The 15,556-nt window shown below is 69.6% G+C and carries 12 protein-coding genes; 5 read left to right on the top strand and 7 right to left on the bottom strand.

Annotated elements, in window-relative coordinates; all coding sequences use genetic code 11:
* Nucleotides 1–44 precede the first annotated feature (44 nt).
* From WMF46_RS37455 to WMF46_RS37445, 3 genes are all read left to right on the top strand, one after another.
* Nucleotides 45–725 (top strand): HAD family hydrolase, encoded by a 681-nt coding sequence (locus WMF46_RS37455; RefSeq protein ID WP_437981600.1) that lies wholly within the window; start codon nt 45–47, stop codon nt 723–725.
* A gap of 662 nt (nt 726–1,387) precedes the next feature.
* The gene (locus tag WMF46_RS37450; RefSeq protein ID WP_437981599.1) at nt 1,388–2,089 is read left to right on the top strand and encodes a thermonuclease family protein; all 702 of its coding nucleotides are present in this window, start codon (nt 1,388–1,390) and stop codon (nt 2,087–2,089) included.
* Nucleotides 2,090–2,684: 595 nt separating this feature from the next.
* Nucleotides 2,685–4,025 (top strand): cytochrome B6, encoded by a 1,341-nt coding sequence (locus WMF46_RS37445; RefSeq protein WP_437987983.1) that lies wholly within the window; start codon nt 2,685–2,687, stop codon nt 4,023–4,025.
* An 11-nt stretch (nt 4,026–4,036) separates the two neighbouring features.
* On the opposite strand, the gene WMF46_RS37440 is transcribed toward WMF46_RS37445, so the two are convergent.
* Nucleotides 4,037–4,813: a TetR/AcrR family transcriptional regulator gene (locus WMF46_RS37440; protein ID WP_437981598.1), complete on the bottom strand. Its 777-nt coding sequence runs from the start codon at nt 4,811–4,813 to the stop codon at nt 4,037–4,039.
* A 92-nt stretch (nt 4,814–4,905) separates the two neighbouring features.
* Here WMF46_RS37440 and WMF46_RS37435 point away from each other — a divergent pair, with 92 nt between their 5' ends.
* Nucleotides 4,906–6,498: an FAD-dependent oxidoreductase gene (locus tag WMF46_RS37435; protein WP_437981597.1), complete on the top strand. Its 1,593-nt coding sequence runs from the start codon at nt 4,906–4,908 to the stop codon at nt 6,496–6,498.
* 83 nt (nt 6,499–6,581) lie between these two features.
* Here the strand turns inward: WMF46_RS37435 and WMF46_RS37430 are convergent, their stop codons facing one another.
* Together WMF46_RS37430 and WMF46_RS37425 are read right to left on the bottom strand one after the other, a co-directional pair.
* Nucleotides 6,582–7,919, bottom strand: a complete 1,338-nt coding sequence (locus WMF46_RS37430) for an adenylate/guanylate cyclase domain-containing protein (RefSeq protein ID WP_437981596.1) — start codon at nt 7,917–7,919, stop codon at nt 6,582–6,584.
* 164 nt (nt 7,920–8,083) lie between these two features.
* Nucleotides 8,084–9,007 carry an SGNH/GDSL hydrolase family protein gene (locus WMF46_RS37425; RefSeq protein WP_437981595.1) on the bottom strand — a complete coding sequence of 308 codons (924 nt, stop codon included), beginning with the start codon at nt 9,005–9,007 and terminating at the stop codon, nt 8,084–8,086.
* A 370-nt stretch (nt 9,008–9,377) separates the two neighbouring features.
* Here WMF46_RS37425 and WMF46_RS37420 point away from each other — a divergent pair, with 370 nt between their 5' ends.
* Nucleotides 9,378–10,253, top strand: a complete 876-nt coding sequence (locus tag WMF46_RS37420; RefSeq protein WP_437981594.1) for a helix-turn-helix domain-containing protein — start codon at nt 9,378–9,380, stop codon at nt 10,251–10,253.
* A gap of 125 nt (nt 10,254–10,378) precedes the next feature.
* Here WMF46_RS37420 and WMF46_RS37415 read toward each other — a convergent pair whose 3' ends face one another.
* The 4 genes from WMF46_RS37415 to WMF46_RS37400 form a co-directional block, all read right to left on the bottom strand.
* Nucleotides 10,379–11,509, bottom strand: a complete 1,131-nt coding sequence (locus WMF46_RS37415; protein ID WP_437981593.1) for a polysaccharide deacetylase family protein — start codon at nt 11,507–11,509, stop codon at nt 10,379–10,381.
* Between the two features lie 67 nt (nt 11,510–11,576).
* Entirely contained in the window at nt 11,577–12,902 is a 1,326-nt protein-coding gene (locus tag WMF46_RS37410) for a glycosyltransferase (protein WP_437981592.1), read from the bottom strand.
* 719 nt (nt 12,903–13,621) lie between these two features.
* Nucleotides 13,622–14,029: a hypothetical protein gene (locus tag WMF46_RS37405; RefSeq protein ID WP_437981591.1), complete on the bottom strand. Its 408-nt coding sequence runs from the start codon at nt 14,027–14,029 to the stop codon at nt 13,622–13,624.
* 296 nt (nt 14,030–14,325) lie between these two features.
* Nucleotides 14,326–15,399 carry a cyclase family protein gene (locus WMF46_RS37400; RefSeq protein ID WP_437981590.1) on the bottom strand — a complete coding sequence of 358 codons (1,074 nt, stop codon included), beginning with the start codon at nt 15,397–15,399 and terminating at the stop codon, nt 14,326–14,328.
* Nucleotides 15,400–15,556 lie beyond the last annotated feature (157 nt).

The following is a 15,556-nucleotide window of genomic DNA, read 5'->3' as shown; positions in this document are numbered from 1 at the left end:
CCTGTGCGCCGCGCGTCTACTATGATATACAGTCGGCCAACCGCATGCCGCACGCCATCTTGTTCGACCTGGATCACACGCTCACGGATCGAGTGGCTTCGATCCAGCGCTACGCCGAACAGTTCGCGCTCGATTTCGAGGTGCCCTCGGATGTTGCTCCCGAGCGCCTGAGCGCGCTGATCGTGGAGGCCGACGGCAAGGGTTACGCCCCGCGCGGCAGCGTCTTTGCAGCGCTCCAGCGTGAGCTCGCCTGGACGCGCGCGCCCGAGCTCGAACGACTCGCGGGCCATTGGGACGCCCACTACCCGCTAGCCACGGTCGGCAATGCGGGCTTCCGTAGCATGCTCGAGGCGCTCGGCGCACGCGGCTTCTTGCTCGGTGTCGTCAGCAACGGCGACGATCAGAGACAGCGTCGCAAGCTCGAGCGGCTCGGCATCCGCTCGATGTTTCAGAGCGTGGTGATCTCCGAGTCGTTCGGCGTGAAGAAGCCGCATCCCAGCATCTTTCAGCAGGCGCTGCGCGAGCTCGGCTGCCTCGCCAGCGAGGCATGGTTCGTGGGCGACCACCCGCACAACGACATCCTTGGCGCCGCGGCCGCAGGCCTCACGCCCGTGTGGCTGCGCGGCGTGCACGACTGGCCGAGCGCTGCACCGGAGCCGCGCTATTCGATTGCGACGCTGACCGAGCTGCTGACGCTCGTGCCGGATCTCTCACGAAGTCCATGACCGTCACGGCACGGGCGCTGCTGAGCTCAGTCGACGTCGTCACCGCGGAGAACCTCGCGAAGGTCGAGGGCGACCAGATCCATCCCTCTGTCGTCGGGTGACAACGCAGGCGTCCTGGGCGGCGTGATGTCGCAGACATGCATGGTCCCGTCCAGCGATCTACCGAAGCGATCGCGTCGGTCGTCGTAACGGGAAAGCGCGGAGGAAGCGTAGCCCCAAGCCGGAGCGGGACGGCGAGCAGCGCTCATCCGGCTGCGGTCTGGTGTCGGGGCGAGCTGCGAGGCGTCCAGACGCCAAGAGAAGAAGATTTGAACGCAAAGGCGCAAAGGCGCAAAGACGCCAAGAGAAGAGAGAAAAGCTCGTGAAGGCGCCAGGAGAAGATTTGAACGCCAGCGTGCCAAGGGAGCGAAGGCGGAAGTATTCCCTCTTGTCTTTTTGCGTCTTTGCGTCTTTGCGCCTTTGCGTCTTTGCGTTCAAATCTCCCGCTCCATCCCACCGGCGCTTCAGGCCACCTCGCGCTCCCCGGGTCAGGCGCGGCGAGCGCTTTCCTAGGGCCAGGGCCCTCTCTATATCTTCATGGAACAGGCCGCCTGGGCAGGGCGAAAGTCCCTACGATGCGCGAGCGGCGGTCTCTGTGGGGCTATCCATCATAGGAGGGGGCGATGGCAGGATTGCTTCCGGAGTTCCGGAGGTTCATCGACTACGTGTCTCTTGTCGCCTGGAGGCGGGGGCCGCGCCGGGAGCTGCCGAGCGACAGGTTCCTCGCCGAGGTGGTGAGGACGGTCGACGGCGACACGCTCCGCGTGCGCGACGAGAACGGCGTGATCCATCCTGTCCGTATGCTCTCCATCGATACGCCGGAGACGCACTTCCTCGGCGCCTCGCAAGGTTACTGGGCCGAGCTGGCCGCCGAGCGGCTCTCCGAGCTGCTCCCCGACGGCGCCGAGGTCGAGATCCAGACGGACGAACAGCCGTTCGACGCCTACGGTCGCGTCCTCGGATACGTCCTGTCGCGCGGTCGGCTCATCAACCGGCAGATGCTGGAGGAGGGCCTTGCGACGACCTACATCGTCGCCCCGAACCTCCGGTATGCCCGGGAGCTCTCCGAGGCCGCGCGGCGGAGCTTCGGCGAGCGCCGCGGCATGTTCGGCGACGCCAGCGTCCTGCTCCCGTACGAGTTCCGGTGGAGGATGCGAGGCCAGTCGAGCGCGAAGCTCGTCGGCAGCCTGTCCCGAGGCGAGGTGGTCGATCTGACGGAGCGGGAGCGGATCCCCGTCTGGGATCGGGTGTTCTTCTTCGAGGCGAAGGACGTCAGGGCGCCGTTCTTCCGCGTCAGGCCGGAGCGGGGCGATCAGGGCGGCTGAACGGACCGCCGTGGGGCGCGCTCGCGCCCCGGTCGCGCACGCGGCGCGACGCGGGCCATGATGCCACGGATCGTGGCAGTTTGCCTCGCGCCGCCCGCACATCGGCTGGACGGAGCGCGCTCGTGAGCTCCGTGGGCACGGTGACCCGCGATGGCGCGAGGCGTGCTCGTTCGCCGATCCGAGCGAGGAGGCACGATCTCCCGCGCAAATTGCCCCGCTCCGCGCCTGATCAGGAACGGAGCGCACAGCGGGCGCGCCCCTGGCACAGGAGTCGCCTGCGGGCGGAGCTGCCCATGGCGCCTCGGCTGTATGCCCGGCGAGCCGCCATTCGTGTGCGCCGGGCGGGAGCTCCGCGCGCCGGGAGGCGGGGCGCTCGGCCAGCCATTTCTGACGACGTACCCCTCGTGAAGGAGCCGCTCGTATGCCTGTGAAGAGAATGGATATCACGTGCGTGGTCGCGTGCACTGCCGCGCTCTCGCTCGGCCTCGTGAACTGCGCCTCGACGCCGGGGGCGGTACCTCTGGAGCCTGACAGCACGCGCGGCACGCCGCCGGGGACGGCAGAGGCGGTCGCGCCCACGGGCCCGAGGGCGCCCATGAACGCGTATCCGCCGCCCGGCCCCGCCACGCCGCGCACGAGCTACCTGCCGGTCGACGACAAGGAGCCGTTCGCCGCGCTGCTCGCCCGGATGAAGGCCGACAAACCCGCCGTGATGAAGCGCCACCAGACGCTGCTCGACGCGCGGTACGACCTCGCGAACCGCCCGGCGCCCGGGGTCACCATGTCGCGCGGAAAGCCCGTCCAGGGGGGCGTCCGTGTGAAGCTCGAGAAGGGGACGACGTGGGAATCGCTGGCCGCGCTCACGCCCGACGCCATCCGGGACCAGGGCCTCTGGCCGCAGGGCTTCCTGCCGCTGCCCCACCCGAACCAGCCGGAAGGCGGGATGCTCTTCCCGAAGCTCCAGATCGAGGAGCTGAAGCGCCAGACGGGGAGGGATCTCACGCGCTTCGATCTCGACTTCGATATCCCGGATCATCTGATCTCCGAGTTCCCGCCGCCGATCTACCTCACGACGCGGCCTGACCTGGGCGACGTCTCCAAGGGGCAGCTCGTCACGATCGACAACTTCTACGAGCTCTTCAACGGTATCCTGAACCCGAAGCAGCTCGAGGGGCTCCGCCTCCTCGTCACGCCGTTCCCGCAGATGCAGTTCAACGCGACCGCGGACCGGCGCTCGGAGAAGGCGAGCCTCGGCGTTTCGTGCTTCGATTGCCACGCGAACGGGCACACGAACAACGCGACCCACCTCGTGGGCGACATAAGGCCGCAGGAGTTCCGTCACCGGGTCGACACCCCGACGCTGCGCGGCGTGAACATCCAGCGCCTCTTCGGCTCGCAGCGCGCGCTCAAGACCGTCGAGGACTTCACCGAGTTCGAGCAGCGAGCGGCGTACTTCGACGGCGACATCGTTATAGCCGTGAAGAAGGGGATCAACATCCTGGACCGGGGGCACCAGGTGCACCCGATGGCCGAGTTTCAGGAGATCCTCGACTTCCCCCCGGCGCCGAAGCTCGCGCTGAACGGGCGCCTCGACCCCGCGAAGGCCACGCCGGAGGAGCTCCGCGGAGAGCAGATCTTCAACGGCAAGGGCCAGTGCGCGACGTGCCATGCCGCGCCGTACTACACCGATAACCTGATGCACAACCTGCGGGCGGAGCGCTTCTTCAAGCCCGTGCTCATCAACGGACGGATGGCGACGGCGGACGGCCCCATCAAGACGTTCCCGCTGCGCGGCATCAAGGACAGCCCTCCGTACCTGCACGACGGGCGCCTGCTCACGCTGGAGGACACCGTGGAGTTCTTCAACCTCGTGCTCGGCACGAAGCTGACGGCGCAGGAGAAGGCCGATCTCACGGCGTTCCTGCGGGTCCTCTAGAAAGGCTGCGGCTACCGCCGCTCGCGGGGGCCTTTTCCCGCCGCCGCGCCGCAGGAGAGGCGCGCCGCGATGCCGTCGAGCACGCAGTCGAGACCCCTGTCGAACACGGCGTCGGCCGGCGGGTGGGTGGCGTCCTTGACCACCTTGGCGAGCGTCGGGAAGCGGCCGGTGGCGATCATCCGGCGGATGTACGCCTCCGACGCCCGCTGCCATTCGGTCTTATCCATGCCACTCGCGACCTCGGCGCGTAGCTCGTTCGCCTCGCTGCGCATGGCGCCGATCACGTACGCGTTGACGGTCCCGACCGCCATCATGACGGCATCGATGTCCTCGAAGCCCGGAGCGCCGCTCAGCGCGGCGAGCGAGGCCTCGAGGTGCGCGAGGGCGTTCGGGCCCAGATGGGGACGGCCGCCCAGCAGATCGATGAACCACCCGTGCTCCCTGGCGGCCCGACGGGTGCGGTGGGCGATCGTCCGGAGGGCCTCGCGCCAGCCGCCGGGGATCGGCGCCGCGGACGCCATCTCCCCGTACACCGCGTCCACCATGAGCTCGAGCAGCTCCTCCTTGGTGTCCAGGTAGCCGTAGAGGCGCATCGGGCCGGCGTCGAGCGATGCCCCGATCTTGCGCAGGGACACCGCGGCGAGGCCTTCCGCGTCGGCGAGCGCGATGGCCGCGCGCACGATCCGGTCTCTGCTCAGCGGCCCAGGAGCGGGACGGAGCGCCGGCTCCGGGCGGTCCCAGATGAGGGAGGCGCCGGTCGCGTGCGGTTTTTTCTGCCGTGCGGTCATCGCTCGTCTTGTTCGCATCGGCAGCCGGTTGACAACAAATCCGACTCGATACACTGTATCGTAGTGATACACTGTATCAAAGGATGGTTCTCATGCACGTAGAATCGACGTCGGTGCTCGTGGTCGGGGGCAGCCTGGTCGGCCTGTCGGCCGCGGTGTTCCTGGCCTGGCGAGGTGTGCGCACGGTGCTTGTCGAACGGCACGCTGGCAGCTCGCCGCATCCACGCGCGATCGGCTACACGCCGAGGACGCTGGAGCTCTACCGCGCGGTCGGGCTGGGCCAGCAGATCCCGCAGGTGCCGCCCGGCTTCCGGCTGCGCCGGGCTCGGGTCGAGAGCCTGGCCGGGGCGTGGTTCGAGGAGGTCCCGTGGACGCCCGGGGAGCAGGCGGCGCCCGCGATCGAGCGCTCGCCGTGCTCGGGCGCCGCGATCGCCCAGGATCGTCTCGAGCCCAGGCTTCGAGACAGGGCGGTCGAGCTCGGCGCCGACGTGAGGCTCGGGACCGAGCTGACCCGCTTCGAGCAGGACCCGAGCGGCGTGACCGCCTGGCTGCGCGAGCGCGACGGGCGAGAGGTGGCGCTGCGCGCTTCCTACCTGGTGGCGGCGGACGGCCACCGCAGCGCGATCCGCGAGGCGCTCGGGATCGGGCGCGGCGGCAGAGGGCACATCCGGACGGTGCGCAGCGTCCTCTTCCGGGCTCCGCTCGAGGAGTACCTTCGAACGGGGGTCACGCAGTTCGCGATCGAGCAGCCGGGCTTCAGCGCATTCCTCACCACGTACGGCGATGGCCGCTGGGTGCTGATCTTCTGGGATGACGAGGAGCGCGACGCGGCGACGTTGAGAGCGCTGATCTCCAGGGCGATCGGCAGGACGGATCTGGAGATCGAGATCGTCACCACCGGGCGCTGGGAGATCAGCGCCCTCGTCGCCGATCGATTCACGTCCGGCAGGGTGTTCCTCGCCGGGGATGCCGCCCACACGCTGCCGCCCAACCGGGGCGGTTACGGCGCGAACACCGGCATCGAGGACGCTCACAACCTCGCGTGGAAGCTCTCTGCCGTCCTCTCCGGCGCGTCGGCGCCGGATCTGCTCGACACGTATGACGCCGAGCGGCGCCCGATCGCGTGGCTCCGGCATCACCAGATCTTCACCCGGGAAGACTACAAGGCGCACGCGGGCGGGACCGCCGGAGGCGCGCCGATCCTCGACGACGACGCCATGGAGCTCGGGCAGCTGGTCCGATCGACGGCGGTGCTCGGCGCCGGCGACGGGCTCCCGCCGGCATTGCGGCCCGAGCAATGGGCGGGTCAGCCCGGCACGCGCGCGCAGCACGCGTGGGTGGTGAGGGGCGGAGAGCGGCTGTCGACGCTCGATCTGTTCCAGCGACGCTGGGTGCTGCTCACCGAGGACGCGCGGTGGTGCCCCGCCGCAGCGCAGGTGGGCGAGCAGCTGGGCATCGAGCTCGAATGCATCTGCATCGGCGCGGAGGTGCGGCCATCCGAGGAAGGAGCGTTCTGCAAAGCGTTTGGCCTCGGGGCCGGGGGAGCGTCGCTGGTCCGCCCGGACGGCTACGTGGCGTGGCGCTCGCTCGATCTGCCGGCGGATCCGCGCGGCGCGCTCGCCGATGCCCTCGGGCGGGTGTCGTCCGCCGCGCGCCGCACCGGCGAGCTGGCCGCCCTCACGTAGGCGGTCATCGCCAGCCAGGTCGACCGACGATGCTGCTCACGATCGATTGATCCGGAGGACCGGGCACGCAGACGGGCAACCGCTCACTTGACGTAGAAGGCTCGCACCGGCTCAGCCACGCCCTTCAGCCGGAGCTCGCCGGCCGACTCCAGCGGTACGGCGCCGTCCAGCAGCTTCGCCGTGCTCTCGCCAAGGAGGATACGGCCCGGCTCACTCGCCGTCTCGAGCCGCGCGGCGATGTTCACGGCAGGTCCGATGACGGTGTAGTCCGAGCGCGCCAGCGACCCGAAATTGCCCACGACAGCCTCACCCGTGTTGATGCCGGCGCGTGCGACGAGGCGAACACCGTCACCCACGCTCGGCAGCGTGGCCTGAAGGTCGCGCGCGAGCGCGACGCAGCGACGCGCCTGCTCGGCCGGGTCGAGGGCATCGGGGGCTCCGAACACGATCATGACGGCGTCCCCGACGAACTTGTCGACCGTGGCTCCGTGCGCGTGCGCCACGTCGGCCGCCGTCGACAGGTATCGGTTGAGCAGCCGCCCGACGGCCTCGGCGCCGAGCCTCTCCGACAGCGACGTGAACCCCACGAGGTCGGTGAACATCACGGTCACCACCCGCCGCTCGGGCTCGGCGTCCATCCGCAGCTCTCCGTGCGCGGCGCGCTCGACGAGCGACGGCGGCAGGTAGCGTCGGAGGACGGACTCCGTGAGGTAGCGGTGGAGCTTGGCGGTTTGGTTCACTGCGTAGTTCGACGCAAAGAAGACCAGGAAGATGCCGGCAGCCATGTTGGCCATCACGGTCGCCGCGGCCGCGGGCTCAGCATAGAAGAGGTGTGGAGAAGGTGGGCTGAACAATGGATGCGGCCGGATCACGCCGGTGAGCTCGAGGGTGCCCACGCCACAGTACAGACAGGAGCCGAGGATCGCAGCGAAGAGGCCGAACCGAAAGTCGAGGAAGATCCGGTACAGCGCGACGAACATGACGATGTACAGGGCCGACGGCGACACCAGCGTTCCGGTGGCATGCATGGCCAGCTGATTCGATGCGAGCTCGGCGGTCAGCGTGACATACGTCAGCGCGCGAGCGATGATCGAGGCGTCCCGCCCTCCGCCCCGCGTGACCGCCAGCAAGGCCCCGTTCGCGACGATGGAGACCGCCAGCATGGCGAGCCAGGCGGCCACCACGAAGCGTGCGTGCGCCGGGTGAGGCGCGCGCTCCGCGAATGTCGATAACGCCAGTCCCGCCGGCACCAGGATGGGTGCAGCGACGAGGAACTTCACGAAAGCGGCGGTCCGGATCCGCAGGCGCGTGGCGCGCTGCGCGCCCGTGTCCGTCAGGAATTCGCGAAAGAACACGCGCACGGACGCGCCGAGATGGCCGGCCCCGCCGTGCTCCTGCATCTCACCGACCGAGGCGCGCACCGGGCGAGCGTACACATCGCGCGCCGGCGCACGCAAGCGTGGCCGTCAATCGGCCGCTGCTGCGCCGTGGTCCGCGCGCGGGGACGGAACGCTCATGATGTCGGGCAATCGCGCCCCGCGCGCCCCGACCGGGCGGCGGTCTCTCGATCGGGCTGGCGCCCGGATCACCTCAGGTAGTCGGAGATCGCGTCGTACCAGCGGCCCGCCATCCGGGCGTAGCCGGCCTTGTTGGGATGGACCCCGTCGCCGAGCTCGGACGTGGGGAAATCCTTGAACTGATCGACGAAGAGGACGTGCGCGCCCTTGCTGGCGCGCGCCTCGACCAGCGCGGAGATCTTCGCGTTGTACGTGCTCACCGCGTTCGCGCCGCTCGGGAAAGGAATGATGTTGCTCACGACGATCAGCGCGTCGGGCGCCTCGGCGATCAGCTCGTCGATGAGCGCGCCCAGGCGGGTGTCGGCGCCGTTCGGCTCTCGATACATGTCGTTGGTGCCGGCGTGGAGCAGCACGATGTGCGGCATCTCCCGGAGCCCCGGGGTCGGTATACGATTGGCGATCTGCTGGATGGTCTCTCCGCTGATGCCCTCGTGATTGCGGGGGAATGGCTTGCCATCGACCATCGCGGGGCCGTTCGCCTGCTGCGTGCCCGTGAAGGTGACCTCGTGGCCGTCCTGCGTGGCAAGGTGGAAGAGCTCGACCCGGTAGCCGCCGTCGAAGCCGAGACCGAAGGTGATCGAGTCCCCGAGGGGCAGGATCTTGCAGGCGCCCGTCGCAGGGCAAGGCTGGAACCCTGTGTCGGGAGAGCCGCCACTGCCGCTCGATGCTTCCGCTGCGCTGCTGCTGCTGCTCGCGCCCCCATCCCCTCCGGCGCTGCTCGAGCTGCTGGAAGAAGCGCCACCGCCCGAGCCGCTGGTCGCCGTCGTGCTGCTCGCTCCGCTCGTCGTCGAGGAGACTGCCGAGCCCTCACCCGCGCTCGTCGTCTGGGCGTCGCCGGAGGAAGAAGCCCCTCCTCCGGAGCCGCCCGAGCCGTCGGACGACCCATCGGAAGCGCTGGAGCAGGCCATGGAACCGACCAAGAGAAGTCCCACGAGCGGAATCCCGCGGGCAAAGGTGCCGAATGCGCCACGGCGGACGAGCAGCGAAGAGGTCGAGGTAGACATGTGAGCCCCGCTCCCGGTCAGCGACCGAAGAAAATTGTGTTGTAAGCAGAGAGGGCGGGCGCTCGGCGCAATGCCACACCACCCGCACAGCCTCTGCGAGGAAGTGAAGGGAAGGGTACGTGGCGCTCGCAGAGAGGTCGTTCAAATTCCCGGCGAAGGTTTTCAGGATCCCGACGCGCGGGACCCGATCCACCCGGCGCCAGCGATCAGAGGTGTGTGTGCGCTCACATGCCTGGCGCACGAGGGGCTTGACCCCCGTGTTCCGCGACGCCGACGATGCTCCGGGGCGACCCCAGGCATGACCGCGGAGTTTTCAGCAAAGTACGGCGCGGCGCTCACCGGATCGGACTGGGTGGGGGTGCCCCTCCGGATCGGGTATGTGCCCGAGAGCGGCCGGCTCGAGGGGCTCGAGGCGGCGAGCGATGCGGTCCTGGTGTGGACGGGAGGCCCCTCGCAGGTCGACATTCGCTTCGCGGAGCCGACCTCGGGCGAGGTCCGGGAGCATTGCTTCGAGCGGCTCTCGGGAATGATGGACCTCTTGCCGCGGAGGACCAGGCTGTACAGCGTCGCGTGGCGGGGGCGGCCCTCCGTGTGCACGTCGGTGAACTTCCCCGAAGCATCCATGTTGGCGCTCTGCGCGTCTCCGTCCGCCGTGCTGGTCCCGGAGCGGGAGCCGCGGTTCGGTCTGGTCGACGCCCATGTCGTCGACCTGGTCCGTCGCCTGCAGGCGCAGGCCGAGGGGCAGGAGTACTTCGGGGCCGTCTACGTGCAGTCGCTCTGCCTGGCGCTGGCTTCCTACCTATCGGCGCGGTACGGAGCGGGCTCCGGGGCGGAGATCTCGCTGCGCAACGCGAGCCTCTCGAGGAGCCAGCGAACTCAGATCGAAAAATTCGTGGACAGCGAGCTCTCCTCGAACTTCGGGCTCGTCGACCTGGCGGGGCTGGTGGGCTACTCGCCGGACCATTTCTCGCGCCTGTTCAAGAGCGCCTTTCACCAGACTCCCCACCAGTACGTCATTTCGCGCCGCATCGAGAAGGCGATGACCATGCTCCAGGACGAGCGGCTGTCCATCGCGGAGATCGCGCTGGAGTGTGGCTTCTCCAATCAAGGGCACCTCACGACGGCGTTCAAGCGCCGCACGGGGACGACGCCGGGCGCCTATCGGAAGAAGTGAGCGCCCGGCCGCGCTCCTCGGGCGCAGGCGATCCCCTCGCGCCGAGCAGGGCCCGGCGCTCCGGCGCGCGCCGGGGGGCCGCGCCGTCCGCGACCTGCATGAGCGGCCGCGCGCGGGCTCCGCGATCACTGGACCAGCGGGGCCGGCGGGCCCTCGCCTTCTTCCTGGGATCCATCGGGCGTCAGGCCCGGATCGACAGGCGCCACCGGGCTTCGCAGGGCGAGCTGCCGCTGCAGCAGCTGCTTGGTCCGCAGGACGCCCGACACCGAGCGGATGAGGCTCCGGTGATCCGCGCCGAAGTCGATCCGCGGCACAGAGAACGGCGCGTCCGCGGAGCTACGGAATCCGCTGACCGTCGCATGGTCGCCAGGCCAGTTGGTCACGGCGCCCAGGAAGCCGAGCCGGCGAAGCGTCGCGCACTCGCGAGGACCGAAGTCCGTCCCCACGTGCCCGTTCGGATAACCGAAGATGGGGACCGGGCGCCTGGCCTCGGCGCGCAGGCGCGCCCAGGACACGTGGATCTCGTGCCTCGATTGCGCGTCGCTCGTCCTGGAGAGCACCGGATGGGTGACCGTGTGCGGACCGAACGTGATGCCGCGCGCCTCGCACGCGCGGACGTCATCCCATGACATGGGCGCGTACCGCGCGGGAGGGCGCGCCGGGAGATCGACCTCGGCCGCGTCGGCGAGCCGCTGGATGGCGCGGAGCTTCTCGGTCTCGGGCACGCGCTTGCAGCGCTCCATGAAGCGCCGCGCGAGCTGCGCCCGCGGGACGCCGTCGTGCAGGCGGATGACGTGGCGGAGGCCGCCCACCATCACGCTGAGCTCGCGGCGCCGCGTCGTCTCGAACACGTGCTCCACGCGGTGCCACCAGCACCACAGATGGCCGTCCAGATAGCCGCTCACCACGAAGATGGTGGCCGGGCAATCGAACTCCGCGAAGATCGGCGCGGCGACCGTCGCCTGGTCGATCGTGCCGTCATCCATCGTGAACGCGACAGCCCGGTCGATGGGCGGCTCCTCGCCCGCGAGGCCCCGGAACACCCGCTCGAGCGACACGAGCGGATACCGCTCGCGTCGCAGGAACTGCAGCGCGCGCCGGAGGGCGCGCGGATCGAGGCCCTCGATCCCGCGATCCGGGTCGGCGAGCCGATGCATCACGATGATGGTCGAATGGCCGTGCATCATCGGTGTGAATGGCCGGGTCGCCCAGGGCGAGGCCAGGAGATCGGAGAGCCATCGCATTGCGTTCGACATGAGTCGTCCCCCCTCGAGAGCGTTTGAAAGCAGCAGCGTTCGGCGACGGCGGCGCTCCGCCGCCCGATCAGCTCGCGAGCGGCGCCGGCGAGCGCGACGACGGGTGATCGCCGAGAGCTCGCCCGCCGTCGCGGTGCGGGGCGGCGGCGGTTGCGCGCGGCGCCGGGTCCGCGCCCCAGATCCGGGCGAGCAGGGCGCTCGGGCGGACAGCGGCGGCGCGCCGCGAATGCCGCAGGAGCAGCAGCGCGTACAGCTCCATGTAACGCTCGGCCATCCGGAGCGCGGAGCAGCGCCGGAGCGCGAGCATCCGGCCGCTCCGGCCCATCTGCGCGGCGCGGGCGGGATTGGCGTGGAGCTCCGAGAGCCTCGCGGCGAGCGGCGCTGCCTCGTCGGACGGCACGAGGAAGCCTGTCTCCCCGTGGACGAGCACGGTGGACACGCCGCCCACGTCGGTCGCAACGACCGGAAGCCCAGCGGCCATCGCCTCGAGGAGCGCGAGCGGCAGGCCCTCGGAGAGGGACGGCAGCGCGAACACGTCGAGCGCGGCGAGGAGCGCCGGCACGTCGTGGCGCTCCCCGGCGAACAGCACGCGCTCGGACACCCCGAGCTCGCGCGCGAGGGCGTCGAGCCGCCCGCGCTCGGCGCCCTCGCCGACGAGGAGCACCCGCCCGTCCCGGGGCAGCGACGTCGCGGCGGCGCGCACGAGCAACGCGTGGTTCTTCACGGGAGATAGGCGCCCCACGCTCCCGACGACCCAGGCGTCTCGTGGAATCGCGAGCTCGGCCCGCACCCGCGCCCTCGCCGCCGGATCCGGCGCGAACCGCGATAGATTGATGCCGTTCACGACGACATGCAGCTTCGGCGGGTCGACCTCGCGCCGGCCGAGGACGACCGTCGCGGTCGGCTGCGACACCGCGACATGAGCATCGACGAACGCGGACGCGGCGCGGCGCAGCCAGCTCCGTCCTTGCATGTCCTGAGATACGCCATGCTTCGTGTGGATGACGGGGACCCGGTGCAGCCATCCGGCGGGCGCCGCGTAGATGAGCGAAAGGTGGTTGTGCACGTGGACGAGCGTGACGCCCTTCGTCGCGAACAGCGCGGCGAGGCGGGCGGTGAGCGTCGCGTCGAACCCCGGGCATTTCGGCGCGAGGTGCACCTCGACCCCGCGCCGCCGGAGCTGCTCGGCGCGCGGGCCGTCCGGATCCTCGGCGATCGCGACCGCCAGCACGTCATGACCCGCGGCGCGCTGGGACGCGGCGAGATCGACGACCACCTGCTCGGCGCCGCCGGTCTGGAAGCTGCTCACCACGTGCGCGATGGCGAGCCGCCGGGAGGCCCGTGAATCCTTGAGATCACGAGCCTCGATACCGCAATCGGTCTGTACCACCATACCCCTCTCCCCCATCGAGTAGACTGTCGATCTCTCGACTCGACCGCTCATCGAGCGCCAGGCATGCCTCGCTGTCCTCCCGTCGCGCCGTGTTTCTCCGGTACGGAACACATCGTCCAGGGCATCGCCAGCGCGAAACCGGGACGGACCTGACGGATCGACACGAGCGCTGCGACACGCCGCAGGACCAGATTGCGGACGGCAGGGCGCGACTCGAATCCACTATACGGCGAATTCGTGAACTGACAAGCACATCGCACAACAAACGGGAAGACCGGAGTAAGGGGGCCGCAAAGCTCGATAAGGACATGGGCAGCGGCCCAGGCGTGGTGATCCGTCCCAGTCTTCGACTGGCCACGTCTCTCGCGGGCTCTCGCCGGCCCAGGAGCTCGCCGAGAGCCCGCGCGGACGGCGCGGTCGCTGGCCCATAAATTCGTTTATTTTCGCCAGGTTACAAAAATCGTCGCCGGCCGGTCACGAAAGGTGAGCCGCGTCTGGCTCGCCTGGGCACTGTAGAGGGCAGGCCGGGGGGCGGTCTGGGATGGAGCGTGGTTGGCGGCGGTTCCCCCTGCGGCGGCGCCGGGGGTGACTCCGGATCATCGTCTCCTCACGGAGCATGGGACACCGCGATGGATATCGCCGGACGGAGGACACCTCGACGCGGATCGCAGACGGCGCAGCTGCGCGCGTCTGGGGGGCTGCGCCGATCGCGACCCGCATCAACGGACGCGCGCCGGTGCTTCTCGGAGGTAGTCGAGCAGCCGGGCCTCTTCGCTGCCGATCATCCGATCGATGCCGTCCTCGCGGAAATGGCGCTGGATCTGCAGCGCCCCCGCGGTCGTCCGCACGAGGATGGCGACGCGCCGGAAGCGGCCCATCACGGGCGGCCGAATCCGCTGCATCGCCGCCTCGAACTGCGGGTCGTTCCGCCCCACCGCGGCGCGCAGATCGATGAGCAGACACAGCCGATGGCGGTCGACCCGGTCGAGCGCGCGGCTCACCTCCATCCACAGCTCCTCGAACTGCGCGACAGACTCGGACGGCAGCGCGCTCCTCGTGACCCGGGCGATCTGCGAAACCGGGTCGATCGTCACCGTGTGGTGCGCGTTGTGGAGGAGCTCGAGCATGGCCAACGACCATTCTATCAGACCCAGAGCAGCGGAGCGAGCAGGCCTGGCACCCCGGGTGGAGCTGCCGAGTTCGCCGGCGTGGCCTGATTGTTCCTTCGACGCCGCGGGAAGAGACGCCTCGGACACGTCCTGGAAACCAGCCCGGCGAGCCCCACAGCGTGAATCGCTCTGACGCGCAGTGGCAAACCCTGGACAGGAGGGGCGAGGGATGCGCTCGGCTGGCAGAATGGTCCAGGGGCATCAACGCTTCGCCGGGTGACGCGGGCGCGCGCGGCGCCGGCGCGCCGAGCCGCTCACCGGATCGCGAGCGGGATGCCCGGTGATCCGGACGCGCCCCGGAGGGGCAGCGGGCTGTAGACGTAGAAGAACTCGTAGGGGCTCTTGTGGCCGTGGGGCCGCTCCTGGAGCTCCGCGGCCAGATCCGCGGCCAGCTCCGAGAGCACCATCACCTCGTGCATGAAGATTCCGCTCTTCACCAGCAGGTGATGGTGCACCGGGAAGACCACCCCCGGCGCCACCGGAGGCTTCGGCGGGGTGACCTCGATGCCGAAGTTGTCCGACCCGACGCAGGCGATGCCCTTCGATGCGAGCCACTTCGCGACCTCGAGCCCGATCCCCGGCTGGGCCAGCCCCACGCCTGGCTGCGTGTAATACCCCTCGGTGCCGAGCTCCCAGTTCTCCTCCCAGCCCGTGAAGATCAGCACGACGTCGCCGACGCCGATGTCGCGCTCATCCATCTTCTGCGCGCGCAGCGTCTTCTTCACCATGGCCAGCGTGATCTCCTGGCCGAACGCGAGCGTCTGCCCGCCGTTCGCGTAGCGCTTGACGTCGAGGAGCACGCCGCGCGTGACGAGCGGCTTCACGTGCTCGACGCCGAGGTGCGCGAGCCCGTCCTCCGTGAGGATCTCGGCGCCGGTGAACTGATTGTAGAAGAGCGCGTCGGCGGGGTCCGTGCTCCCGGGCGGGATGTAGCCGAAATGGCCCAGCGCGTCGAACTCCGTCCCCATCTGGCCGAACTCCCCGTGCATCACCTCGGAGTTCGTGACCTGCTGCTGGATGACCGCGGTCGGCCCGGCCTCCACGGAGAGCCCCTGGTTGCCCGGGAACGTCGGCATACCGGGCTCGTAGACGTGACCCAGACGATAGACCTTGCCCTCCTTGATCAGGCGCTTTCCCTTGAGGACCTTGTCCGGCGTCTGCGTGTTGGAGGCGCCCGCCTCGTCGTCAGGGCCCCACGGCGAGGGACCGGGCATTGGATCGTAACTCTCCAGCATCGGCACGCCGCGGGCCAGCGCTGCCCCCGCGACCAGGCTGACGGCCATGGTCACCACGATCGCGCCACGCAACGGCATCACTCCAGGCTTCATAGGCAACCTCCTGGGTCACATCGCACGTTGTATCGACAGCGCCCCGCGCTCCGTTATGGGCGCGGGCGCATGTCATCCATAGAGTACACCGTCAGGGGCGCCAGGAACCTGCTCTCCCGAGGTCCTCGCGGGCTTCGCCAATGCCGTGAAGGCCTTG

Source organism: Sorangium sp. So ce117 (assembly GCF_051524395.1).
Classification (GTDB): Bacteria; Myxococcota_A; Polyangia; order Polyangiales; family Polyangiaceae; genus Sorangium; species Sorangium cellulosum_B.
Note: the sequence above shows the minus strand (reverse complement) of the source record. Positions and strands in the feature narration are given on the sequence as shown.

What these genes read in the sequence shown, in the direction of transcription:
- WMF46_RS37455 (WP_437981600.1), top strand. Translation starts at nt 45, where the DNA reads ATGCCGCACGCCATCTTGTTCGACCTGGATCACACGCTCACGGATCGA.
- WMF46_RS37450 (WP_437981599.1), top strand. Translation starts at nt 1,388, where the DNA reads ATGGCAGGATTGCTTCCGGAGTTCCGGAGGTTCATCGACTACGTGTCT.
- WMF46_RS37445 (WP_437987983.1), top strand. Translation starts at nt 2,685, where the DNA reads ATGAACGCGTATCCGCCGCCCGGCCCCGCCACGCCGCGCACGAGCTAC.
- WMF46_RS37440 (WP_437981598.1), bottom strand. Translation starts at nt 4,813, where the DNA reads ATGACCGCACGGCAGAAAAAACCGCACGCGACCGGCGCCTCCCTCATC.
- WMF46_RS37435 (WP_437981597.1), top strand. Translation starts at nt 4,906, where the DNA reads ATGCACGTAGAATCGACGTCGGTGCTCGTGGTCGGGGGCAGCCTGGTC.
- WMF46_RS37420 (WP_437981594.1), top strand. Translation starts at nt 9,378, where the DNA reads ATGACCGCGGAGTTTTCAGCAAAGTACGGCGCGGCGCTCACCGGATCG.
- WMF46_RS37415 (WP_437981593.1), bottom strand. Translation starts at nt 11,509, where the DNA reads ATGTCGAACGCAATGCGATGGCTCTCCGATCTCCTGGCCTCGCCCTGG.
- WMF46_RS37410 (WP_437981592.1), bottom strand. Translation starts at nt 12,902, where the DNA reads ATGGTGGTACAGACCGATTGCGGTATCGAGGCTCGTGATCTCAAGGAT.
- WMF46_RS37405 (WP_437981591.1), bottom strand. Translation starts at nt 14,029, where the DNA reads ATGCTCGAGCTCCTCCACAACGCGCACCACACGGTGACGATCGACCCG.
- WMF46_RS37400 (WP_437981590.1), bottom strand. Translation starts at nt 15,399, where the DNA reads ATGAAGCCTGGAGTGATGCCGTTGCGTGGCGCGATCGTGGTGACCATG.